General features: G+C 67.7%; 24 protein-coding genes and 2 pseudogenes. 2 read left to right on the top strand and 24 right to left on the bottom strand.

Translation table 11 applies throughout. The features are described 5' to 3' along the window. The 15 genes and pseudogenes from ACWCQ1_RS49035 to ACWCQ1_RS48965 form a co-directional block, all read right to left on the bottom strand. Positions 1-837, bottom strand: a pseudogene (locus ACWCQ1_RS49035) (tyrosine-type recombinase/integrase); the annotation flags it as partial. Next, a complete protein-coding gene (locus tag ACWCQ1_RS49030; RefSeq protein WP_120050969.1) occupies positions 834-1,028 on the bottom strand; it encodes a helix-turn-helix transcriptional regulator in 195 nt (64 codons plus the stop codon). The pseudogene ACWCQ1_RS49035 and the gene ACWCQ1_RS49030, both read right to left, overlap by 4 nt. Further along, complete coding sequence (locus tag ACWCQ1_RS49025; RefSeq protein ID WP_451029719.1) at positions 1,025-2,182, bottom strand: AAA family ATPase; 1,158 nt, start codon at positions 2,180-2,182, stop codon at positions 1,025-1,027. The genes ACWCQ1_RS49030 and ACWCQ1_RS49025 overlap by 4 nt, the downstream gene beginning before the upstream one ends. Further along, positions 2,179-3,078 carry a bifunctional DNA primase/polymerase gene (locus ACWCQ1_RS49020; RefSeq protein ID WP_451029718.1) on the bottom strand — a complete coding sequence of 300 codons (900 nt, stop codon included), beginning with the start codon at positions 3,076-3,078 and terminating at the stop codon, positions 2,179-2,181. Before ACWCQ1_RS49020 ends, ACWCQ1_RS49025 begins: the two co-directional genes overlap by 4 nt. Positions 3,079-3,167: 89 nt before the next feature. After that, positions 3,168-3,677 carry a hypothetical protein gene (locus ACWCQ1_RS49015; RefSeq protein ID WP_451029717.1) on the bottom strand — a complete coding sequence of 170 codons (510 nt, stop codon included), beginning with the start codon at positions 3,675-3,677 and terminating at the stop codon, positions 3,168-3,170. 19 nt (positions 3,678-3,696) lie between these two features. Beyond that, positions 3,697-4,173: a hypothetical protein gene (locus ACWCQ1_RS49010; protein ID WP_451029716.1), complete on the bottom strand. Its 477-nt coding sequence runs from the start codon at positions 4,171-4,173 to the stop codon at positions 3,697-3,699. A 14-nt stretch (positions 4,174-4,187) separates the two neighbouring features. Next, a complete protein-coding gene (locus ACWCQ1_RS49005) occupies positions 4,188-4,382 on the bottom strand; it encodes a hypothetical protein (RefSeq protein ID WP_451029715.1) in 195 nt (64 codons plus the stop codon). Further along, on the bottom strand, positions 4,379-4,651 hold the full coding sequence (locus tag ACWCQ1_RS49000; RefSeq protein WP_451029714.1) for a hypothetical protein: 273 nt from the start codon (positions 4,649-4,651) through the stop codon (positions 4,379-4,381). The genes ACWCQ1_RS49005 and ACWCQ1_RS49000 overlap by 4 nt, the downstream gene beginning before the upstream one ends. 141 nt (positions 4,652-4,792) lie before the next feature. Further along, positions 4,793-7,033 (bottom strand): cell division protein FtsK, encoded by a 2,241-nt coding sequence (locus ACWCQ1_RS48995; RefSeq protein ID WP_451029713.1) that lies wholly within the window; start codon positions 7,031-7,033, stop codon positions 4,793-4,795. Between the two features lie 76 nt (positions 7,034-7,109). After that, positions 7,110-7,493, bottom strand: a complete 384-nt coding sequence (locus ACWCQ1_RS48990) for an RRQRL motif-containing zinc-binding protein (RefSeq protein ID WP_451029712.1) — start codon at positions 7,491-7,493, stop codon at positions 7,110-7,112. Further along, complete coding sequence (locus ACWCQ1_RS48985; RefSeq protein WP_451029711.1) at positions 7,493-8,143, bottom strand: GGDEF domain-containing protein; 651 nt, start codon at positions 8,141-8,143, stop codon at positions 7,493-7,495. Before ACWCQ1_RS48985 ends, ACWCQ1_RS48990 begins: the two co-directional genes overlap by 1 nt. Next, a complete protein-coding gene (locus ACWCQ1_RS48980) occupies positions 8,140-9,120 on the bottom strand; it encodes a DUF2637 domain-containing protein (RefSeq protein ID WP_451029710.1) in 981 nt (326 codons plus the stop codon). Before ACWCQ1_RS48980 ends, ACWCQ1_RS48985 begins: the two co-directional genes overlap by 4 nt. Then, positions 9,117-9,566: a Pycsar system effector family protein gene (locus ACWCQ1_RS48975; protein WP_451029709.1), complete on the bottom strand. Its 450-nt coding sequence runs from the start codon at positions 9,564-9,566 to the stop codon at positions 9,117-9,119. The genes ACWCQ1_RS48980 and ACWCQ1_RS48975 overlap by 4 nt, the downstream gene beginning before the upstream one ends. After that, positions 9,563-9,709, bottom strand: a complete 147-nt coding sequence (locus ACWCQ1_RS48970) for a hypothetical protein (protein ID WP_451029708.1) — start codon at positions 9,707-9,709, stop codon at positions 9,563-9,565. Before ACWCQ1_RS48970 ends, ACWCQ1_RS48975 begins: the two co-directional genes overlap by 4 nt. Then, the gene (locus ACWCQ1_RS48965; protein ID WP_451029707.1) at positions 9,706-10,005 is read right to left on the bottom strand and encodes a hypothetical protein; all 300 of its coding nucleotides are present in this window, start codon (positions 10,003-10,005) and stop codon (positions 9,706-9,708) included. Before ACWCQ1_RS48965 ends, ACWCQ1_RS48970 begins: the two co-directional genes overlap by 4 nt. A gap of 166 nt (positions 10,006-10,171) precedes the next feature. On the opposite strand from ACWCQ1_RS48965, the gene ACWCQ1_RS48960 reads away from it, so the two are divergent. Further along, positions 10,172-10,567, top strand: coding sequence for a GntR family transcriptional regulator (locus ACWCQ1_RS48960; protein ID WP_451029706.1), 396 nt, complete (start codon positions 10,172-10,174; stop codon positions 10,565-10,567). Positions 10,568-10,783: 216 nt separating this feature from the next. On the opposite strand, the gene ACWCQ1_RS48955 is transcribed toward ACWCQ1_RS48960, so the two are convergent. The 9 genes and pseudogenes from ACWCQ1_RS48955 to ACWCQ1_RS48915 all read right to left on the bottom strand — a co-directional run bounded on the left by ACWCQ1_RS48955 (position 10,784) and on the right by ACWCQ1_RS48915 (position 21,075). After that, positions 10,784-11,347, bottom strand: a complete 564-nt coding sequence (locus ACWCQ1_RS48955; RefSeq protein WP_451029705.1) for a flavoprotein — start codon at positions 11,345-11,347, stop codon at positions 10,784-10,786. Next, positions 11,344-12,579, bottom strand: a complete 1,236-nt coding sequence (locus tag ACWCQ1_RS48950; RefSeq protein ID WP_451029704.1) for a helix-turn-helix domain-containing protein — start codon at positions 12,577-12,579, stop codon at positions 11,344-11,346. The genes ACWCQ1_RS48955 and ACWCQ1_RS48950 overlap by 4 nt, the downstream gene beginning before the upstream one ends. A gap of 2,475 nt (positions 12,580-15,054) precedes the next feature. Then, positions 15,055-16,278 carry a hypothetical protein gene (locus ACWCQ1_RS48945; protein WP_451029703.1) on the bottom strand — a complete coding sequence of 408 codons (1,224 nt, stop codon included), beginning with the start codon at positions 16,276-16,278 and terminating at the stop codon, positions 15,055-15,057. 548 nt (positions 16,279-16,826) lie between these two features. Beyond that, positions 16,827-17,276 carry a DUF2199 domain-containing protein gene (locus ACWCQ1_RS48940; protein WP_451029720.1) on the bottom strand — a complete coding sequence of 150 codons (450 nt, stop codon included), beginning with the start codon at positions 17,274-17,276 and terminating at the stop codon, positions 16,827-16,829. 172 nt (positions 17,277-17,448) lie between these two features. Continuing rightward, positions 17,449-18,669, bottom strand: a pseudogene (locus tag ACWCQ1_RS48935) (tyrosine-type recombinase/integrase); the annotation flags it as partial. Between the two features lie 206 nt (positions 18,670-18,875). Then, positions 18,876-19,166 carry a hypothetical protein gene (locus tag ACWCQ1_RS48930; RefSeq protein WP_451029702.1) on the bottom strand — a complete coding sequence of 97 codons (291 nt, stop codon included), beginning with the start codon at positions 19,164-19,166 and terminating at the stop codon, positions 18,876-18,878. A gap of 32 nt (positions 19,167-19,198) precedes the next feature. Then, positions 19,199-19,393, bottom strand: a complete 195-nt coding sequence (locus ACWCQ1_RS48925) for a hypothetical protein (RefSeq protein WP_451029701.1) — start codon at positions 19,391-19,393, stop codon at positions 19,199-19,201. Between the two features lie 12 nt (positions 19,394-19,405). Next, entirely contained in the window at positions 19,406-20,728 is a 1,323-nt protein-coding gene (locus ACWCQ1_RS48920; RefSeq protein ID WP_451029700.1) for an FtsK/SpoIIIE domain-containing protein, read from the bottom strand. Further along, positions 20,728-21,075, bottom strand: a complete 348-nt coding sequence (locus ACWCQ1_RS48915) for an SCO3933 family regulatory protein (protein WP_451029699.1) — start codon at positions 21,073-21,075, stop codon at positions 20,728-20,730. The genes ACWCQ1_RS48920 and ACWCQ1_RS48915 overlap by 1 nt, the downstream gene beginning before the upstream one ends. A 202-nt stretch (positions 21,076-21,277) precedes the next feature. Between ACWCQ1_RS48915 and ACWCQ1_RS48910 the strand changes: the two genes are divergently transcribed. Continuing rightward, positions 21,278-22,018 carry a GntR family transcriptional regulator gene (locus ACWCQ1_RS48910; protein ID WP_451029698.1) on the top strand — a complete coding sequence of 247 codons (741 nt, stop codon included), beginning with the start codon at positions 21,278-21,280 and terminating at the stop codon, positions 22,016-22,018. Positions 22,019-22,144 lie beyond the last annotated feature (126 nt).

Here is a 22,144-nt window from a genome sequence, read left to right as displayed (position 1 = left end):
CCCTCCGCGCGAAGTCCACGCCGAGTACGAGAAGTTGCGAATCGCCGCGTGAAATAAACGGTCAGAAGCCTGTCCGGAAAACGCGAGGCCCCTCAGGGCCCGCACGAGCGGGTTCTCTGACAGCTTTCCTACGGCTACGGCGTGTTCGAGAGCGGCGTTCAGAGCGCGGCGGCGGCGCTTGTACGTGTCGCCCGCCGCCTGGGTGCCGTCCATCTTGTAACTGACGCGGTATAGCACGTCCTCGAACACTTCGGCGTTGGCAAGGTCACCCAACGGCCGGTCAGTCGTCGTGACCCACTCGTACGCGGCCTTGAGTTCGGCCGGCGGGTCCTCCCTCTCGTTCGCGGGCACGATCCCCCACCGGAAGGCCAGCCGGAGGATCTCGTCGTCGGGAGCGTCTTCCCCGCGCTTGACCATAGCGAGGGTCACGGCCGCGAGTCCGTCGGCTATGCCTTCGCGGGTCTTGGCTGCGGCCGTGCGCCACCGCCCAGCCATGTACTTCCGGCAGAACTCGAACCACCGCAACGACGGTTCGGCGTCTGATGCTTCGGCAGCTTCGGCCGCCGCGCGTACCTCGGACTCAGGTAGCCCAGATTCGATCTCGAAAGCTTCGCCGCGGCGGTTCATGGCCTGCCACAGCTCGGACCGTCGGCTCTCTGCGAGAGCGGACGTGGTGAACGTGTCGCCATATACCTTCCCTGCGACCACCCATCGGAGTCGCCACGGGCGGGACTTGCGGCCGGTCTTGGTCACCTTCCACAACTTGACGTCGAAGGAGTAGCCCGGCCGGGCCGACCCACGAGGGCGCCCGGCCGGGGTGTCGTTCCCAGTGCTCACGCAGCGTCCTCCCGCTCCGCAAGCCAACGCTCGTACTCCGACCGCCGGATCCGTACGTCCCCGTTGGGAAGCTTGATCGAGCGGGGTGCCTTGCCGAGTTGGCGCCACCGGTAGAAGGTCGACGGGGCGACCTTCAGATCTGTGATGACCTCCTTGACGGTCATCTTCTCGTCCCGCGTACGGGCGCTCATTCCGCCATCCCTTCGGCTTCGGCCTCACCGGACAGGCCGGACAGCTCCAATTCCGACTGTCCGGGGTATTCGTGCTGGTCAGACGGGGTAACCGGACAGCCGGACAGTGCGGACAGCTCTGGGGCGCCCTGTGTCCGGGTCTCGGTGTCCGGGTAGTACCGGCCGCCGGGGTCCTTGGTGAGCTGTCCGGCCTCGGCCATGCGGTTGCAGGTGCGGCGGATCGTGTCGATGTCGACCTGGGGCAGCTCGCCCGCCATGTCCTTGGGCTTGGCACCGGGGTGGGCGCGGACGTAGCGCAGGATCGTGGCGCGGGTGTCGCTGACGGTGTGGTCGGTGACCGGGCCGTCCAGCAAGTGCCAGGCTCCGGAGGCGGGTTGGAAGCTGAGGGCGTACTCGGCTTCGTCCACGTCGCGGCCGGTGACGTGCAGGATGCCGTCCGCCTGCCCACGCGCCCGCTTCAGCACAAGCGTGGCGTCCGCGGCTCCGGCAATGCCGTTGGTGCCAGAGACCTCGGTCAGAAAGTCCTCGGAGCCTGCCTTGCGGACGTGGTGGACCAGGACGACGGCCACGCTGTAGTGGTCGGCTAGCCGCTTGGCGTAGCCGACGGCGACATAGTCCGCGTCGTACGCGGACACCCCTTGCGGCGCCTGTCCGCGCATCTTGGCGAACACGTCGATGACGACCATGCGCGCGCCGGGGTTGCGCTCCAGCCACTGGGCGATGGCCTCGGTGCCGCCCTGGGGGAAGGGCGGGCATTCGGTGACCAGGGTCAGCCCGGCGGGGGCTGGTTGGCCTCCGAGGAGCTTGCCCATGCGGGTCTGGAGACGGCGCGGGGTGTCCTCCAGGGCCAGGTAGAGCACCGGGCCGCCATGAACGGGCACGGAGTCGAACGCCTTGCCTCCGGCCGCGACCGACAGGCCCAGCCCGAGGGAGAGCCAGGACTTGCCGACCTTGGGCGGTCCGGCGAGCACGCTGACGCCTTCGGCGAGGATGCCGGGCACAGCCCATTTCGGCTCGGGGAAGTGCGCGGCCATGAGCTGATCGGCCGTCCATGCCGTCCGTGGGCGCTCCCGCTTCGGCGGCGCCTGCGGGGCCGGTTCGGGGTCGCTGGGTACGGAGTACAGGTGCAGGGGCGGGATGGGGTTGGTGCTCATGCGGCGACCGTCCGGGGGCGCCGTGCTCCGGCCCGGAGTCCGGAGGAGATGGTGCGCCGTGCCTCGCGCTCGCCCTGGCCGACTTGAAGCGCGGCCGTGAGGAGCCAGCCGGTGACGTCAGCTTCGCTGAGCTCGCCCCCGGCCACGAGCTGTCCGAGGGCGACCGCGGCGAGATAGAGGCTGTTGTTGTGCTCGTGCGGGCCGGAGCCGGTGACCCGCTCAACTTCCCCGTTGACGGCGGACCGGAGAAAGGCGGTGCGCCGCCCATGGCCCGTGAGGGCGACCGTGATGGGCGTCTGCGGGGGCAGCGGCGCCGGGCGCAGGAGTTCAACGAGCAAACCCGGCAGAGGCGCCACGGGAACGTCCCTGACTACCTCGTACGGACGTCCGGCGAAGGTGCTGCCCGCGCCGACCACGAGCCCGCCCCACGCGCGGGTGTCGACCTTCCAGCCAAGGCCACGGGCGCTGTCCCCAGCGGTGTTGCGCAGAGGCTCGCCCTCGGGGGCGGCGAAGTACAGGTGGGTGCCGCCGCTCCACGTACGCACGGTGTAGGTGTCGGCGGGGAAGGGCTGGCCGTGGCGCTCGCAGAGCACGGCAAGCACGTCGGCTCCGTCAGTGACGCCGTGCTCCGCCCAAACGGCCGGCGGGGTGTCGCCGGGGTGCTTGGGCTTGTCCAAGTCGATGACCACCAGGCCGGAAGGTCCGGTGGCGATACCGAGGTTGAAGGCGGCGACGGACCACGCGCAGGCGATGCGCTGCGGGTCGGTGGTGGCGCGGGTCTCCCAGTCGGAGACGGCCGGGCGCTTGTCGCCGGCGATGAGGGGGAAGATGCGCCAGTCACGCGACGCTGCGTCAAGCGCGGCGGTGAACTGGGCAGAGCCGTCCGGGTACGGCATCCTTGGGTTCTCCTGTTCTGTCTTCGGATGGGCAGGGAGAACCGCGGCGGCGGGCGACCTTGCTGGGGAGTCCCGCCGCCGCGGCGTTGCTACTGGTGCTTGGCCCAAGCGGCGTATTCCTGGCGGACGTAGCCGCGCGGGTCGGCGATGGCGGCGGGGTGTTCGGGCCAGTACGGGTCTCCGCTGTAGTTGCCGCTGCCGTTGCAGTCGATCTCTAGGAGGCGGAGTGCTGCGCCCAGGGCCACGGCAGGCACGTCGGTGTGGATGCGCGCGGTCTCGTCGTCCAGGGCCATGCGGTCCAGCAGGGCCGCTTTGCGCAGCCAGTACTCCCGGTCGACGGTGCTGCCGTTGAGGTGCCTGCGGGCGCGGTCGGCGGTCCAGCCGATCTCGCTGATGATGCTCGGGGCGAGCGCGTACGCCTGCTGCGGTGCGGGCCACGCGACCGGCTCGGGTCGGTGGTCGGCGGTGACGTACAGGCGGTGGCGCTTGCGGTCGCGGGTGTAGGACTGGCGCACGGCGCCGGTCGCGAACGCCTCGCGCAGGGCGGTGGTGATGCGGCCGGTGTCGCCCGGCTCGCAGATGACGCGGATCTCGAACACGGTTGTCCTCTCGGGGTGTTCAGCCGTGGAAGTGGCTGCGCTTGATGACGGCCTTGCGGATGTGGACCGTGCTGCCGCGACGACCGTCGGCGATGGCGCGGGCGGGCATGCGCCACGCGAGGACCGCGAGGGCGATCCACATGGCCGCGCCGGAGGTGAACCCAGCGGCGGCGTTGATGACTTCGCCGATGCCCCAGCCGACGCCGGCCGCGAAGGCGCCCCCGCCGATCCCGGCGCCGACGAAACGCTGAGCGATCGGGTCAAGCAGGGGCAGCGGGGTCAGGTCGCGCGGCTCGGTCGCCAGGACCGGGGGCGGTGCGAGGTGCTTGGGCATGGGGACCATGCGCCCGTAGGCGTCCGGCACCCACACCATGGGGCCGCGTTCGGCGGCCAGTTCGACGGCCGCCGGGGTGGGCGCGTGCAGCTCCAGCGAGGCCGGGTCGTACACCGGGGCGGCCCGTGTGTCCGGCCGCAGCGCGGGGACGTGTTCGTTCACGAGTCGGTCTCCTCTCACTTGCCGAGCGCGGACAGGGCGTCGGCGGAGGCCTGCACGAGGTTGCGGATGGGCTCGTACGCACCGGTCCCGGCGACGAAGAACCCGAACAGGAACAGCACCAGGGCGGCGCCGCCTCCGGCGGACTTGGTCTTGATGGCGAGGGCGGACGCGGCGCCGAACAGCAGCACAGCGGAGATGTCGAGGATCATCGGGTGGCCTCCGGGCGGGTGTCGGTGCCCGCGCGATAGATGCGGGCCCAGCGGTTGTAGAGCCAGCGGCCGACGCGTATGCGCTTGCCGGTGGCCTTGCAGCGGCGGCAGTCCTTGCCGCGCTTCAGTCGTCCTTTGCGGTCGGACTTCATCTCGAAGCCCCAGCCGGAGCACTTGCGGCAGTTGCCGAACGGCGAGGCTGCACACAGCCCGATGTAACCGAGCGTGACGAAGAACGGGCAGGCGATAGCAAGCAGGGTGGGGGTCATCAGGGGCCCTTCCAGGCGGGTTTCAGGGGTTTCCGCAGGTGGGCCGCTATCCGCTAGCGGCCTGTTCAGAGTAGGTTTGGGGCGCTAGCGGGGCCGCTAACGTTAGCGGGGTGTGCGGCTAGCGCTAGCGGCCCCGGAGCCTCAGCCCGCGTCCCGCTTTCCGTCACGCTCCGCAATCGCATCGACGATGTGGGAGCGGTCGATACCGCGCCGGTTGACGACCTTCCCCTTGACCCGGCGGCCCACCTGGATGGTGGAGACACCGTGCGGCTTGAGCGCCGCAGCGAGCCCTTCGGGGTCCCAGCCGTCGTAGACCTCCTCGCGCAGGTCGGCGAGGCGGGCGACGACGGTCTCGGACCACACCTTGGGCTCATCGGCGGGCACCACGGCGAGGATGTCGGCGAGCAGGTCGTAGCCGCTGCCCGTGGTGGGCTCCGGCTCCTGTCCGAGCGCGTAGCCGGACAGGGTCCCGGCGTCCTCGCGTGCCTTGCGGGCCCGGCGGGCGATCCGGTCCGCGTTCGGAGCGTCGACGTAGACGCTGCGGATGATCCGGGCGTCCGAGCCGTCGCCGACGAAGTAGGCAATGCCCTTGTCGGCCCAGGAGAACATGGTGGCGCGCACGCCCCGCTTGTAGGAGGACGTGCCCAGCACCATGTCGTTCTCGGTCTGCCCCATGACCTTCATGCACAGCCGCACGCCGGCATTCGCGGAGATGCCCGTGGGCAGCGACTTCGCGTCCGGGCGCTGAGTGGCCAGCATGAGCACGATCCCGGTCGCCGGACCCCGCTTGACCAGGTCGGTGCAGATGTCCTCGAACTCCTTGCCGTACTTGTCGTGCTCGAACCACACCTGGCATTCGTCCACGCAGATGACGATGGGGTGCAGTCCAAGGCTCGGCTTAGAGGCGAGTTCGCTGGTCACCTTGGACTCGGGGCAGATGTCGCGCGGCAGCGAGCGGATCACCTTTGCGCGCCGCCGCAGTTCGCCGCGTACCTCGCGCATGTCGGCAATGGCGTACTCGATGTCCTCGTCTTCCTCGCCAGCGCGGTGCCGGTAGGAGACGTGCTCGCCGACCGGGTCGAGATCGCCGGTGCCCTTGAGGTCGTAGGTGTGCAGCTCTGCCCGCGGGTCCAACGCTGCGATCAGCGCGAACAGGCGCAGGAGGAACGTCTTGCCCATGCGCGGGATCGCACCGATGATCGCCGCGATGTACATGAACGTCAGGCCCACCCAGCGACCCCGCTGGTCGGTGGAGAAGTCGACCGGCTTGAACAAGTCGACCAACCCGCCCTTGGCCAGCGGCCATGCGGGCTGCTTGGCCCTGTTCATGTCCTGGTCGCCGACCCACAGCACGAGGCGCCCGGTGTGCTCGTCGGCCACTGCCTCGGGCCACACACAGCCCAGCGGGCGGCGCAGGCCGGACGCAAGCCGCTCGCGCCGCTCAATGATGTCCGTGACCGTGACGCCGTAGGGGAGGTTGCCCTCCGCACGCCAGCCCGGACCGTCGCGGGTGATCGGGGCGGTGAACTCGAATCCGTCCCGCCCCTTGGCCTGCGCCTGGTTGATGGCAGGGATGCCGAGCGAGCCGAGCGCGCGCAACACGATGTCCGAGGTGAGCTTGACCGCCGCGGGCAGTTCCACAGCCCTGTGGATAACCGGATCATCGGCCTTACGTCCGGCGAACCCGAGCGCGATCACGACTGCACCGACCGACAAGGCCTGAAGCCAGTCGGGAGCGAGCACGTAGATGGCGAGCGCGGCACCCAGCCCGATGAACATGGCGAGCACCATCACGAGGGTGCGCAGTCGGACCCGACCGTCACGCTGTCGCGACAGCTTCAGGTACTCCGCGGCGTCCTCGCGGCGGACTGCGGCGAGTCGGACCGGTTCGCCCTCGCGGTCGGCCACCCACCGCATGGTGCCGCCCACGAACTTCGCGGCCCCCGAAGGGGCTTGGAGGGTGAGCCGGGCGACGTAGACCGGGGAGCGCAGGGCGTGATAGCCGACCGAGTGGGCGTAGTGGCGGGCCACCCATGCCGTAGCGGTCTTGAGTTCGGTGAGCGAGCGCAGCCAGACCGGCACCACGTCCCGGCGCTTGGCGGCGGCGAGCCGACCGAGGTAGCCCGGACCGGTCGCCCTCGAGGTCGACTGGTCGACCGTCACTGGGGCGGTCGGGTCGGCCGACTCGGCACCCGACCGGTCCGCGTCGGGGTCGGGCGACCGGTCGACGTCGGGTCGGGCGGTCGGGTCGGCCGACTCGCTGCGAGCCGACCGTGCCTTGTCGAGGTCGACCACCTCGCCCCCGGAGTCGGGACGGGAGGCCTCGGCCATCTCGGCTTCCAGCCGGTTGAAGAGTTCGTTGTCGTCGTCCGGGTGCTTCACTGAGGGTTCCTTCTCTCTGGGAGGGAGACGGGGCCCGGCCGCTGCTTTGGTCGGTTGAGACCGGGCCCCGTACAGGTCATGCGGCGCGCTGTTCCTCGGGATAGGCACAGAGGACGCACATCCCGAGCGAGGTCGGGAGGCAATAGCCATACGTGATCTGGCACATGGGGCAGGTGCGGCGGGCGAGCATCGCCAGCGCGAGCGCACCCCACTTGCGGGAGGTCATCGGCCGGACCGGCTTCGCGCGGTCGACGCGGTAGAGGTAGGCGACCTGCACCCCGGCCTTGCGGCCGCGGTGGCGGCGCATCACCTGGGCCGCGACCGGCTGTCCGCCGGGCCGCAGCCCGGCCGCACGCAGTTGACGGCGGGTGGCGTAGCCGTCCGGGGCGAACCGCCACGGGTAGGTGGGGACTCCGAACCGGGCGCCGGAGGGGTCGAAGCACTTGCCGTAGGCGGGCATCAGGCAGCCACCCCCACGACCGGTGCGTCGGTCCGGGCCCCGGTGCGTCCGGCTCGCCGTCCGGTGACCGTGGCGAACAGTCGCCCGAGCCCCGCCCGGCGGGTCCCGGTGCGCGCCTGCTTGGCCGCGTACATCGCCTCATCGGCCCGCCGCAGCAACCCGGACAGGTCGTCGCCGGGGAAGTCCGCGGCGCGCACCCAGCCGAGAGAGACCGTGGTGTGTACGGCCAGGTCTTGGCCCTCGACCGGGCGGGCGAGCACACCATGCAGGACGGCGAGCAGGTCGGAGGCGGTGCCGTAGTCGTCAATCACAACGGCGGCAAACTCATCGCCCCCGAGCCGCCCGGCCACGCCGGAGCGGCCGACGTGGTGGGCAAGCCGATCCGCGGTCGCCTTCAGCAGGGCGTCTCCAGCCGCGTGACCGAAGGTGTCGTTGATCTGCTTGAAACGGTCCACGTCGGCCAGCACCACGACCGCCCGCGGGTCCCGCAGCAGAGCAGTAGCGCGACGCGTGAACGCCTCGCGCGTCCGCAGCCCAGTCAGCGGGTCGCGACGGGCGACGTTCAGGCGCCGCCGCAGCCACAGCGTGTGCGCCGTCCAGCCGGAGGCGACCGGAGCCGCCGCGGCCAGCATGGTCAACACGGTGTTCATGCCGCCGCCCCCTCGGTCCCCTCGTCGTCGCCCTCGATCGAGTGCAGACGCCGTCCCTCGGCCCGCTCGGTCAGCAACAGGTCCCGCAACACACGGGAGTTGGCCGCAGAGCAGTGCAGCGTGGTCCGAATCGCTTCCGCGTTGATCGCGTCATCGGCCCACTCGGCCGTGGCCTCCCGCGCTTCGACGAGCAGTTCCGCCGGGGTCCGCGGCGCCTTGCCACTCTTGGCCTTGCCCTTGGTGCTGGCCGGGCGCTTGCGCGGCGCCTTCGGCGTCTCCGTCTCCTGCGGCGACACTGGCGGCCTGTCCTCGTTGGCCGGGGCCAGCTCACCCAGCTTCAGCAGCACGCGTTCCGGCCGCGGGGTCTTCGACCGCCACCGCCGACCGTGCTGCTCGCGCAGTCGGGCGCGGGCCAGCTGCCGCTCACGCTCGCGCTTCAGCGCCTCGGAGTAGGAGGTGATCTCCCACAGCGTCATCCGGCGCCATAGGGCGAACGTCGACAGTGGGGCGAGCATCCAGCGGGAGACCCGCACCTTCTCCATCCGCCGGCCGGTCGCAGCGCCAATCCGCACGGCATAGACGTGGGCTCCGATCTCCGAGAAGACCACCCACAGCAGCGGCATCGTGCCGTGCGCGACCTTCGCCCACAGCGACTCCCCGGCCGCGACGTTCAGCCCGCACGTGACCAGCGTCAGCGCCCAGGGCACGAACCGCGCCCACGCGAGCGGCATGTCCATCCGGATCAACAGCAGGTTGGCCACGGTGAACACCGGAATGGCCACGTCGATACCGACCGGCAACATCCACGGGGCGCCGAAGCCCCACCGGGCAGCAGCAGAGGAGACCGCATCGAACGAGGCGATCAGACCCAGGGCACCGACCCCGGCCGCGGCCAGCGCACCCAGTCCGGCAAGGCCCATCTCCGGGCGCGTCAGCGGCGGCACCGCCGGACGCTCAGCGTTTCGCATCGCCGTCATGCCGCACCCCCCGCCACGATCAGGGCCGCAACGATGAGCAGTGCGCCGCCTACGCAGGTGAGGTCGACCGCGCGACGCAGGCAGGTGAACTTGGCGACCGCGAGCCGGGACAGACCCGCGATGTCCGTGCTGAGACGGTCCTCGCTCAGATGGGTCGTGATCTCCTCCGCGGTGAGCGTGGCCCACAGCGGGAAGCCGTGACGACCGCGCAGGTTCGGGCGCACCGACCGCAGCAGAAGACCCGCCGCAGCGATCAGCAGCGCCATGCCCGCGCCGCCGACCACGAGGGAGGCGGTGTTCAAGGACACGTCCTTGGCGACCGTCCAGGCTCCGGCCAGCACCGCGCCGACGAACGCCAACAGCAGCGCGGTCTTGTTGTCAGTGCGCGCGATCTCCGCCTTCACCTCAGCGTGCGCGGCCGTCAGGTTCTGCTCTCGGACGCTCATGCCGTCTCGCCCTCCTCCGAAGCCTGGAGTTGGGCATCCATCAGCTCGGCTTCCACGTCGGTGACCTGGCCGTCAAGAATTCGCTGGTAGACGGCCTGGCCCGCCAGGAACATGCGGTCCTGGAAATTGGTGCTCTCGCTCATGCCGCCGCTCCCTTCCGGGAGGACCGGCGGCGCCGGACGGGGCGCGCCAGCGGGATGACGTTGAACAGCTCCGGGGCGTGCGCCTCGATCACCTCGGCGGCGATGCGGGCCACGTCGTCCGGCAGGTTGCTGTACTCGGGGTCGGCGAGGATGTCGCGCGCCGCGTCCAGACGGGCCGCCCGATCCGTCTCGCTCTCGCCCTCCACCCCGAGCCACAGCTCAACCGGGGTGCCCAGGGCCAGTTCCACGAAGTCCTCAGCCGAGACGGCCTGTTGATGGCCGACGTACGTGCGCATTGACGTTCTCCTAAGTCGATGGGCAGGGAGAACCGCGGCGGAGGGCGACCTTGCTGGGGAGTCCCAGCGCCGCGGTCGTTATTCAGATTGACCTAGGTCAATCTGACTGTCAAGAGAGTCTGGGCGAAGAGCAGAGATTGACCTAGGTCCGGCTACTCTCGAACCCATGGAGCAGAGCCCAGAAGCGCCCAAGCAGACGCCCACGGCCAAGGAGATCGCGGCGGAGTTCCGCGAGAAGATCACGGGCCCCAACCGCGAGTACGACCCGGGAGACCAGCTCCCCGCGGCTCGCAAGCTCGCCAAAGACCTTGGCGTGCAGCTCATGACCGTGCAGAGCGCGTACGGCCAGCTCCGCGACGAGGGGTTGGTTCTCACCCAGCAAGGCCGCGGGACGTTCGTCCGTGACCCCTCGATGCCGCTCGGCACCGAGCCGGGCAGTAGCCCCGCGTTCACCGCACTGTCCGCAGAACTCAGCTCGATTCATGACGCTCTTCGTCTGCTCGGCGAACGGCTCGACCGCCTTGAACAGCTCGTCGGCGATGGGACTCCACCCTCGCCGTGAGTTCATCCGCACGCCGCAGCAGTCGTTGGGCCGTGGCGCGCGCCTCGCTCAAACTCGCTTCGATCAAGGCAAGTTCCGTGGGAGTCAGACCTCCCAACTCGGCGCTTCGCTCGTTGATCCTTGACATGGCAATGAGCATGCGGCCGGAAACGGACGAGGACCCGGACAGACTGTCCGGGTCCTCTTTCCTTGCAGGTCAGGCGGGTTGACGACTCGTCATCGAGTGGCTTCCTCCACGGCGTCCAGCACTGCGGCCCACGGAAGTTCGCGCCCCGCCGGCGCTTCCCTCGGCTCATACAGCGGCCAGACGTCGGGGCCGTCGACGACGTGGACTCCCGCGGCCCGAAGAGCGTCGATGTGGCCTTGCCACGCGGGGTGGCGAGCATGCGCCGCGTTCACCCGCGGGAAGACGACGACCGGCAGATCGAGGGTGCCGATAGCCTCGCCAACCTGGGTCAGCGCCTGGTTGTCCATCAGGCCAGTCGCAAGCTTGGCGACCATGTTGGCGGACGCGGGAGCGACCGCGTAGCAATCAACCGGCGGATGCGGCCGGGCCTCACCAGGCAGGCGGGGTTCGTCGCGTACGGGCAGGCCGGTAGCCTTCTCCAGCCGCTCAACCTCCCCGATCATCCGCAGCCACCGACCTGCGGTCGGCGTCAGGGTGACGGCCACCTGCCACCCGCGATCCATCGCGGGTTCGACGAGGCCGGTACGCAATGCCTCTACGCCCCCGGCCGCCGACCCGACGACCCCGAGCACCCCGCGCTTGCCTGAACTCACTGCACCACCCTGCACCGTTGCGCCATCACGAACACCTCGGACGAACGCGAACCGCCGGTCACGGGAGACTGCTTGATCAGGTCCCGCAGCGTCTCGCGCACCCTCGGATTGTTGCGTACGAGCTGCGGCGACGTGCGCTCAGCCGTACGCAGCTCCGCGAACGCCTCGTCTCCCTGGCCAGCGAGCGACAGAGCGCGCGCGTAGTCGATGCGGTGCGAGACGCTGCGCTCCTGCGGCATGTGGTCGACGTTGATCCGGCCGTGTTCCACCACGTACGAGACGTTGTCGAGGTCCAGCTCAACGGACAGGCGATGGAGCAGGACGTTCGTCGGCCCGAATCCGGTCTGCCAGTAGTTCTCATCCGACCCGAGGTCGTCCGCGAGTTCTTCGGCACGGCCCAACAGCCCCGTGGCGGTGGGCCGGTCCTGATGCCTTGCTGCCGCGACTGCGGCACGCAGGTGGATCATCCCGAGCAAGCTGAGCGCGGCCGGGTCGTTCTCTGTCACCTGGGACGACAACCACCTTGCCGCCGTGTTGCCCAGTTCGAGAGCGTCGTCGTAGCGCCCGTTGGCAAGCAGAGCATGTGTGCCGGACCGGGCCGCGGAGGCCAACACGAGCGGGTCGTCCGACTCGTCAGCGGCTCGCATCGCGCGCTCGGCAGCGAGCCATGAGATGTCAGACTCACCGATCTTCGCGAGCGTCGTAGCGGCGAGATGGTGTGTACGAGCCGACACTGCCCAGCAATCGCTACGGTCGTCGCCGCGACGCGCCGCGCGATCCTCCAACTCCTGTGCGGTCTGAAGCAGCGCAGGAAGAGCGGCGATGACGCTGCCGAGCCGTCCGCCCTGGTAGTCGTTCCATGCCTGTTCCACCCGTACGGCCACCGGGGCGGGTGTCGGCAGCTGAGTCTCAGCCTCGGGGCCGAAGAGCAGACGCGAGAGGCGACGCGGGGTCATGAGGGCGTCGCGTACGGCGGGGACGTCGTCCTGTTGGCGCTCGTCTTCCATGAGGACGGTCTGTCCGAGCAGGTCTCCGAGGGGCACGCGCAGGACGCGCGCCAGCTCGGTGAGCATGTCGATGCGCGGCGGATTCCGGCGCCCGGTCTCGATCTTCGCGAGCCAGTCGGTGCTACGACCGACCAGGCCGGCCAGCACCTCTTGCGTGTAGCCACGGCGCTTCCGGTAGAACGCGATGCGCTCGCCGATGCTGAGGTGATCTCCAAGACCACGCATGGGGTGTTGCCTCCCGCTGCTGAGTAGGGGCACTTTTCAAGGTACCGACGTGGCGGGGAAGGCGTAAGTGATCTCAGCCCTGACCGCTTACGACCAGCGTGCGGCACTGAACAGGCGAGGACCCGGACGGATTGTCCGGGTCTGATGGAACCGCGCCGGGAGGTGTCCGCACTGTCCGGCTGTCCGGTTAGGCCTCTCACCTGCGCAAACAGCCCGGACAACCAAACTTGAGGCTGTCCGGACTGTCCGGTCGAAGCTGAACTCAGATGTCACGTACGAGGCGAGGCCTCGGGTACGCCCAATTCGTCAGGTCGATGTGCGCGCACGTCTCGCCCCTATTCGTGAGGGCGGCACCGGTCTCCCTCGCCAGGGCGGGGAAGAAGCGCTGCCCCTCCGGTGATTGGCTCGACGTGACCCACTCGTAGCCCGGCCCCTGCCGCAGGGCCCAGGTGACAAGCCGCCGACCCAAGCCCTGCCTCTGCCACTCGGGGATCATCGAAATCTTCGCAATCAACCCGTATCGGCACTCATGACAGGTGTTCCAGATTAGAACCGCGTGCTCAATACCGCCCCGATCACACACCCGCAGGACCTTGGCGTCTGCACCCCCGCCGTTGGGGTAGTACAGGAAGAACCTCTCATCCCCAGGGTGGCGCAACTTGATCCACCACCACCTGAACTCGCCTACGCGTTCCGGCATTTAGCTCCCTTCGCCCGCCTGGGCAAACCGGCCATTTCTCCTGTAATGCGTCCGTTTGGGTAGCTGGTCGCGCACCGCCAGGATAAGCAGTCTTCGAGCAGCGGTCTTCATCCCTCGTAGAATCTGCCACTGAAACGAAGCTTCAGACGGCATCAGGAATGAGCTGAAAGGAAAAGCGCCTGGCGAAATCTCGTAACCGTGGAGGCGACCTGTATGCACAGTCTTAGATCGGCTCCCATACACTGGGCGTAGCGCTTCGGCTGCCTCTTCCCCGACTGCCAACTTCAACGTTGCGTGGAATTTTTCCCCAATATTGATGTGGTTCGGACACGCCTCGCAACGCTCCTCATGAAAGAGCATGAGCGAGACAGCCTCTACTGCGGCCACGTAGGCGACGAGTGCAAGACTAGGATGACGTTCCTCTGTTCGAACCCCCTCCATGTAAACCGTTACGGCCGCCTTTACTCTGGCGCGCCTGTTCATGTGAACCCATGCATCACCGAGCCATCCTGGTACCTCGAATTCTGGAAGCTCAGCGAGATCGGGCGGGCTCTCGGGGGCAGGGTCTACCTTCAACCAAGGCGCATGCTCCGGTGCGCGCTGCTGCCCCCACTCCAGAGGCATAGGCGGCTTCAGCACATCAATCGCAGAGTCCCAGGTAAGAGACAGTAGCGATACCAGCATTCCTAGGTCTTCCGCCGCCGAAGGCTGGGCCGCCCTCCAGTCGTAGCCGCGGCTGGAGCTACGCACGACGATGGGAACGGAAGAGCGGTACGACCAGGAAATCAGCGATTGCGCATCCATGTGAACCACGTGCCAAAAGTACCGATCCGTGGATGAAAGCGTAACTCCTGGCAAAGCACACTTTCGCGCAAGGCGATTTGGCTGGTCCCCGCTGTACATAGACGGGGTGGCACCAATGATTGCCGACCACTTATGGGACCTAAGCGGTTCATTCAACGCAGCAACAGCCGCCTGCGAGGCAGCCCGAAAGCTACGAATCAACTCTGAATTCTCTGGCTCGTTCCCGCATGCCCATACCTCAATCGCATCACCTTGCAGTGGGAGCAGGAGCAAACGCGTGTCTGCTTCCTCTTGCCCGATGGACACATTAATCACGACGCGGCTCCCAAGGTCGCCCCCGCTTTGAGTGCCATGTCCAGTAACACCGCAATCTAGCTTCAGGTAGTCAATGATTCGCGAGACCCATTCGTCTCCCTGGGATGACCAAGGAACATCGAACCTTCCAATACGTTGGTACCACTCGAAATTCATTCGCCCGCCCCGACTAGCTATTAGATATCCGAGTGTCTCACTCATCGTCTACCGGTTGCAGCTACTTTTTGGGATCCGAAGATCATCTGGCACCCTGACGGTGGGGCGTGCGCCAAGGACTCCACAGTGCAGACTCACAGTCGTTGTCTCCGTGCGTGACGCCTGGCCAGAGGTCGATGCATCTGCCTCGCCGGGATCCAATCAGCGATGCGGGTCAGCGACTCTCACGTCGCCTATCGCCCGGAGACATTTGATTCAGCTGCTCCGCGGCGCCTGGGCAGTGCCAAGCGCCGGCGTGTGAGCGGTACGGTCCACACGGCTGTAACACCCGGGGTGTTACAGCCCGTCGGCGAAGCCGACCTCTTCAACGGGCGCAGGAGCCGGAGGCGACTTCCGATCTGCCCTGCCTCACGAGGGTGAACCGCGGGGCGAAACTCTCCCTACCTGATCAGGGCGTTCGCCTGCGGCTTGCGGCGCACAGCGCGACCCTCGCTCGCCTACTACTTGAGGGTTGAGACTGGCCACGCTTTTCCCAGGGCATCCCGAACAGATTCCTGGGCCTTATCCGCCCCCGGCATGAGCATTAGAACGGCGGTAGCAAGCAGAAGGACACGCAGGTTACCTCCGATCGCACCGACACCTGGCAACAGCGGGATGACTAGGCCAAAGAGCGCGACTGTGCATGACGGTGCAACCCTGCGCAATCCCCGCCTAAGTCTCGTCTTGGGAGTAATCGGCGGAGCATGCTCCAGAAGGGCATCCCAATCGCAGGCCGCAGCCGCGACGCACCCCGCACTCAGCGATTCATACATCCTCTCAATGTCCCTCGGTCCGAGGACCCTGAATGCTGCGTCGGCATGCCGTCGGAGCACAAGCCCTACGCGCAGTTGCGGTTCACGCGCTGCGGCTCTGAGTCGCCGTTCCCACCAATGCACCCCAGTAGCAGGCAAATGATCTTTTTCAATACGCCACGCCGCCCAAAGGAAGGCGTTGCGTATTCCAAGCAAGAGGTGCCGCCCGACAGCTGAACCCTCGGCACTGAAATCTCGAAGCTTACTCGTTCCCCGCATAATGGCGGCCACGAACAGAAGCTCGTCAAGAAGAAGTGCCGTAGAATTCCTTAGACTTGCCTCTACTGGCCGATAGATCCGACTCCATGCGTACGCCGCTCCGGCATTCCCAGAAACCATGCCAGCCGGAATGCCCGCAAAGATTACATAATCGGACCAGGAGAGGTCGAAGCCGAGCAGGCGATCGTTTCGGAGAACCGCGACGCCGAGAAGGGCGCCACCGAAAACTCCAGCCAACGCCAGTGCCGCACTCGCGAAGAGGGGGAGAATGTCCCGTCGCTCGCGCTTGAGATTAACTAATAGGTATCCAGCGCGTGAAAAGCTTAACCCGAAGGAAATTGCACACACCAATGCCATTTCGCGGTCACGGGAAAGGTGATTCATTTTGCCACTCCACGAGAAGGCCCAAGTCCCCACGAGCAGCGCGGCCAGGGATAACCCGGAGGCCACTAGGATCGAGAATGATTCCGCGCGCGCATGCAGCCTATCCACGACCAACCTCGGCATGAATACATTTTCCATCCAGCGGAGCTTGATCTCTTCGCGCTGTTCGTCAGATAGCCCAGGAAGAGCATCAATAGCATTGAATCTGAACTCGCGTTGGCGTTCATTGATGACCGGAAACTCGCTATCGCCCGGCATGGTTGCTTCCATTCATTCCTCTTTCGCCCAAGTTCCACACTCATGACGCCTGCCCCGGAGAACCGCTCGGAGACGAAGCGCCTGAGCAGCCTGGCTCCTGGACACCTCCTAGGGTGGCTGCCCGCAGTGGAGGGCGGACGCGAGACGCGTTCGGCACACTGCTCAACCACGCTCAGCAACGGCGTGCAGGGAACCTACGACACACCTCCGACACAGTGGCACCCGTTGGTTGCGCCGCCTCTCGCTCCGCTGCAGGTCAAAGGCACTGCGCCCCGTGATCAGCACAATCACTCCGGAGCCGTGTGCGCAGGTTCGAATCCTGCCGGGGGCACCTTGAATGAGGTGCCTAAGGACCCCGCCACCAGCACGTTCGCTGGATGCGGGGTCTTCGCGTATGCGCAGGCGGATGCCGCCAAAAGCAGCCGTTTGCCAGTGATCACGTTGTAATAGCGTGTTGATCTTGAACGGCGTCACGGCAGGTCAGCAGGCGTTCCGCAGGGCCCTCAGAGTAGCCCTGTGGGCCGAAGGTGCACCGGTCATACAACTCGGATCAAGCGCTGTCACCCGGGGTGGAGGACCGCCTCCGCGATCTCACGCACGCGATCCTGCGTGATCCCTGTGCGCTGCTCGACGGCGAGGGGATGATCGGTGGGTTCCAGCTTGATGAGGGGACGCTGACCGACCGGACGGGTGTGTGCGTTCGTCTTCAGGTTGAGCGTGCTGGGCGAGTACAGACCCAGCTCGGTGGTCAGCCAGCCGAAGTACGGTTTCTCAGCTTCGCGACCGGGGGTGTTCCACATGTCCAGGGCTCGGGCGAAGTTGTCTCGACTCAGGGAGACCCAGACGCCCCAGGAGAAGGAGTCTTCCCCGCCGATCACCGGTATCTCGATCAAGCCCGTGATGAAGTAGTGCTGGCCTTTGATGACGCACTGGTCGGAGGAGAGCATGCTGTCGGGATCATTCTCGAAGCTCGGGTGCCAGACATCAGGAGCCATGGTCGAGTAGCTCATCGGAAGCTCCGCGTGGAACTCCCCGCAGCATGAGCAGGTGAAGCCGAGATCGTTCGCCATGGCCCGGAGCTTAACCACCCGGTCATCACACGCGATCGTCTGGCTCGCACGTGGACAGACCGGAGCCCCGGACCAGAGGCGGCCTGGGGCTCCCGTTCGGCGGTGTGTTGTGTCAGTCCGTGAGGTCGTCCTCCTCCCCAAGGCCCTGCATGATCCGATCGTTCATCTCCTGCTCCTGGCCGTCGATGCACTTGGCATAGATCTTCAGGAGGACGTCCACGGAGTGACCCGCGCGAGCGGCGACCTCCGGGGCCGGGACGCCGGAATTGAGCCACTGGGACACGCCCGCGTGCCGGAGGTCGTACGGCCGAGAGGCCAGGACCGAGGGGACCTGATCGGGGACGAACGCTAGTTCCCGTGCCTGTTTCCACGCGCGCGAGTAGGACGAGGCCGCGATGACGTTACCTCGCTCGCTGGAGAACAGTCGGCCGTCCTTCGCCGTACCGAACTCCTTCAGGTGCTCCCGGAGCAGGCGCACGAGCGGGGGCGGAATCGGCACGATGCGCACCTCGCCTCGGGCTCGCTGTTTCAGACCGCGCCGATCGTGAGCCTCGCCGGAGTCCGTCCAGGCTTTGCCCGCCGTGGGACGGGTCTCCGCCAGCTCAATGCGGCCCCAGCCGGACGCCGGAAGCGTGCAGTCGCAGCGGCGGAGCCCCAGCGCCTCCCCCGGTCGCATCGACGCGTAGTACAGGCACCCGAAGAAGGCCCGCAGTCGCCGGCCGCTCGCCCGGTCGTAGCCGCCCACGTACGTGAGTGCGGTCAGGAGCTCCCGGGCCTGACGAGGGTTGACCACCACCCTGCGGTCGACCTCCTGCACCGCCCGCTTGCCGCGCTTGCGCCGGACGCGTGACAGCGGGTTCGACGGAAGGTGCTCCAACTCCACTGCGTGCTCCAGGGCGTTGAAGACGACCGCGCGCCGTCGCCGGTACGTCTGGGTCGCAGCCGGTTTGCCGTCAAGCTTCCGGCCGAGCGCATCGATCAGCTCATGTACCCGGGCGATCTCTTGCAGCTCCCCCACCGGGAGCGACGCTTTCTCGATCCACCGCACGGCTGCGGCGATCTCCTCGGGCCGCTCCCGCTCCCTTCGCGGAAGAGGCAGGACGTATGAGCGCAACGCCTTTCGAAGCACCTCCGGAGCAGGCCGCCCCCGTGCCGGTTTGACTAGGACGGGAACGACCGTCGCCAGTGCATCGGTCATGCTGTCCCGTTGTTTGGCCGACGCCTCCGGCCATCGCGCGTCCAGGTACTTGACCGCCAAGTCGAGGAACGACAAGGCAGCAGCCGCCGCGTGCGCGGGGCACAGGCGTTGCTCGGAGTCGTCGAGCCCCACGAGGACAACCTGTTCCCGTCCGGCGCAGGTCGAGACCTCCGAGTCTCGCTGCCTGAGTTCACAGTCGGGCAGCGGGGATTTGCGCGAATGATGCGCGCTGGTCAAAGTGTGAGTGCTCCTTTCACTGCTCATGTGGCGGATGGAGTGGGTTCCTGACGGGGTCGGGTTTGGCGACTTCGCGCCCCGTCGGGAGCCCGTCATACGGGCGATCACTGCCGCTCCTCGGGCGGAATCGCGACGACGACGTACGCGACAGGTCCGAACTCACGGCGTGCGTCGAAGTAGCCCCGGCCGAGGTCCCCCGTCGGCACGCCGAGCGGAGCAGCGACGGACGCCACTCCCTCTCGCCGACCGGCGGAGCCGGATGCGTCGACCAGGACGACGACGGATGCACGGCGCGGCACGACGACCGCGGGGTTGGCTGTCAGGAAGTCGACCAGCTCCCGCAGACCGGCCAGGAACGCGGCACGGTCACCGGAGCGGATGACGTAGTCGGACACGGGATGTACCTCTCTCAGGTCAATGGGCTGTTTCAGAGGCGGAGTTGGCCGAGGAAGCCGTTCACGCCGTCGAGGAAGGCCTGAGCAAACGGCGCGGCCACGGTCTTGGAGAGCAGGAAGCCGAAGGCCCCGCAGAGCAGCACGTCGATCCACCGCAGGTACCGGATGCGGAGAAGGAAGCAGATCAGCAGGCCGAGCAGCAGAACCGCGGACATGGACACGAGCACGGCAGGCCCCTTTCACGGCGCTTCGACGTGCAGTTCGGACAGGACGGGAGTCAGGTGCGCGTACTCGGCGGCGACCGCTTCCGCCTCTGCCTCCGTGATCAGGTGCGACCGGGCCCGCTCCCAACCGTCACCGGAGGCGAGGACGGCCGTACCGGCCTGCTCCGGGGTGATGGCCTGCGCCGCCTTCAGGGCATCGGGGTTGAGATCACCGAGCGCCATTTCGGCCGTACCGGGGTCAGCCACGCGATGGCAGACCCGGCCGCCAAGCTGGGCCCGCAGGGCGGTGACACCCGGCCCCAGGTCCGAGCCGACACGTTGGCCGGCGACGACGAGGAACACCCCGAGGGCCGCGCCGAGTTGGGCGAGTCGGATCAGCGCCGTACCGGCTGCCTGAGCTTCGTCCTTCTCGTTCCGGCTCGCGACGAGGAACAGTTCCGCGAGCTCATCGACGATCACGACGACGGGGACCGGACGTTCCTTCTCCGGCAGACCCCAGATATTGCGGACCCGAGCCGCCCGGCAGACGGTCATGCGGTCGAGGGTCAGGTCCACGAGCGCGGCCAGCAGCCGAACCGCCTGCTCACGGTTGGTCGCGAGGGCGGACAACCGCGGTTCGTAGAGAGACAGTTCCATGCCGCCCTTGCAGTCGATACCGACGAGGGCGACGGGTTGCGGAGCCAGCCCCGCGACCAGGGCGTTGATCAGCGTCGACTTGCCGGACCGGGTGGCACCCACGATCAGCCAATGCGGCACGCGCCGCAGGTCGAGCACCCACGCGGCCCCGGTCTCCAGCGCGCCCACGGTCACCCGGAGCAGATAGCCAGGGCCCCGCTGCTTCGGCATCCGGGGCGCGGCCAACGGATCAGCCGCCGAAGCGACGATCCGCACGACTCCCGGCTTCCAGGAGGTCACCCGCACTGCGTGAACCTGCCAGGCCTCCGCCATGGCAGGCGCAGCCTTGACGAAGTCCTCGGGCACCTGGCCCGGTAACAGCCGTACCAGCAGCACGAAGCCGCCGGAGGTCGGGCGTATGAGCCCGCGACGCGGAACGCGCGGCTGAGGCGGAGGCGCCCCGTTGCCGACGAGCCCGGACACGACAGTCAGTGCCGGCCGCCGACTCACGGCGAGCCCGCACCCCGCCATCAAGGGCCGCCAGGTCTGCATGACGCGGAAAGCGGCGACCGGGAAGCCGAGTAACAGCCACCAGGCAACGGGGTAGCGGCGGCGCAGGGCCGGGCCCGCGAGAAGCAGGCCCGACACCAGCACTGCGGCCACCACCAGAACCCAACTCGGCCCGGACGAACCGGCCGAAGGGGTAGAGGAGGCCAGGTTCATCACTGTGCGGCCCCCTTACCCCCCGGCGCGGGAGCGTTCAGGGGCCGGATCTCCGCCGCGCGGAACGCGATCCCGTGCCGCCCCTCGTTCTCCCACGGCGTGGCGACCAGGTCCCGCACGGCCACCGGCATGCCGAGCTGCACGCCGCTCGGTTCACCAGCCACGCTCACGTTCACGACGTCGGCCGACGCCCCGGCCATCAGGCAGAGCCCGACCTGATACATGGTCTTGCCGGTCTCGCGGTCAACTCGAAGCTGACCGGTCTCTCGGTTGGCGACCCGCGGAGCCGGGGGAACGGCGCAGATGATCCCCGTGTACTTCGCGGTGTCGATCGGAAGGCTTGCCACTTCTTGGATCTCCTCTTCTCTGGCACCCGAAGGCCGATCCTCCGGGTTGCTATACCACCCGTAGTACGGGTTGCAAGGACAAGGGTGCCGACCCGTAGTACGGGTTGTCAACCGACCCAGGAATACGAGAAGCTGTCCACGATCGTGGACAAGCCGTCTACGGCGACGAACAGCCGCAGAAGCCCGGCCACGGAGGGCCCGCATGCCGCCGAAGAACCCGCAGCCGAAGTACCGGCAAATCGCCGACTACCTGCGCGATGGCATCGTGCACGGCACCTTCCCGGCCGGCCAACCACTCCCGTCCGAGGAGTCGTTGGCCAAGCAGTTCGGTGTGACGCGTCCCACAGTCCGCCAGGGCCTCGCCGAGCTACGGGCATCCGGTCTCGTGGAGGCCATCATGGGCCGCGGCACCTTCGCCCGCTCCCCCCACAGCCGCCCCAGCCACACGCGCCCGCGCGGCGTACGCCGGGCGCCCGACGGCCGCTACGTCGAAGCCGACGGCATCCGCTGGACAGACGCCGAGCCACCCGTAGCCACCCGCACCGACGCCCCGTTGGCCCTGGCGGACCTACTCCGCATCCCTCCGGGCGAGCCGATGTTCACGTACGACGCCCTACAGACAGCAGACAACGGCCGCCTCCGCCAACTCCACCGGACGTACGTGCCGTTCTCTGTACTGGTCGACACCAAGTACGAGGAGGAGGCACCACCGCCGGCGCCGGAGCTCTACGGCGCGCTCGCCAACCTGGGCCACGAACTTCACTTCACGGAGTACGTCCGCACCCGCATGCCCCTACCGGACCAGGCCCAGGCCCTCCGACTCGCGGACGGGGTACCCCTCCTGCACGTCATCCGCGTGACGCTCACGGAGGCGGACAAGCCGTTGGCGCTAGAGGAGTACCACCTGCCGGGCGACGAGCTGGAGCTGTCGTTCAGGCTGTAGCCAAACCCGTGTCGAGTCTCTGTCGAGTCTCTGTCGAGTCTCAGTTGATGGTTGACGGGTTGGCGTCGGGTGATGCTTGACGTCTGACCTAGACGATCAAGTGACGAATTGCCTCCCTTCACAACC

It is taken from the genome of Streptomyces sp. NPDC002144 (assembly GCF_053593695.1).
This window is presented reverse-complemented; position numbering and strand designations above follow the sequence as displayed.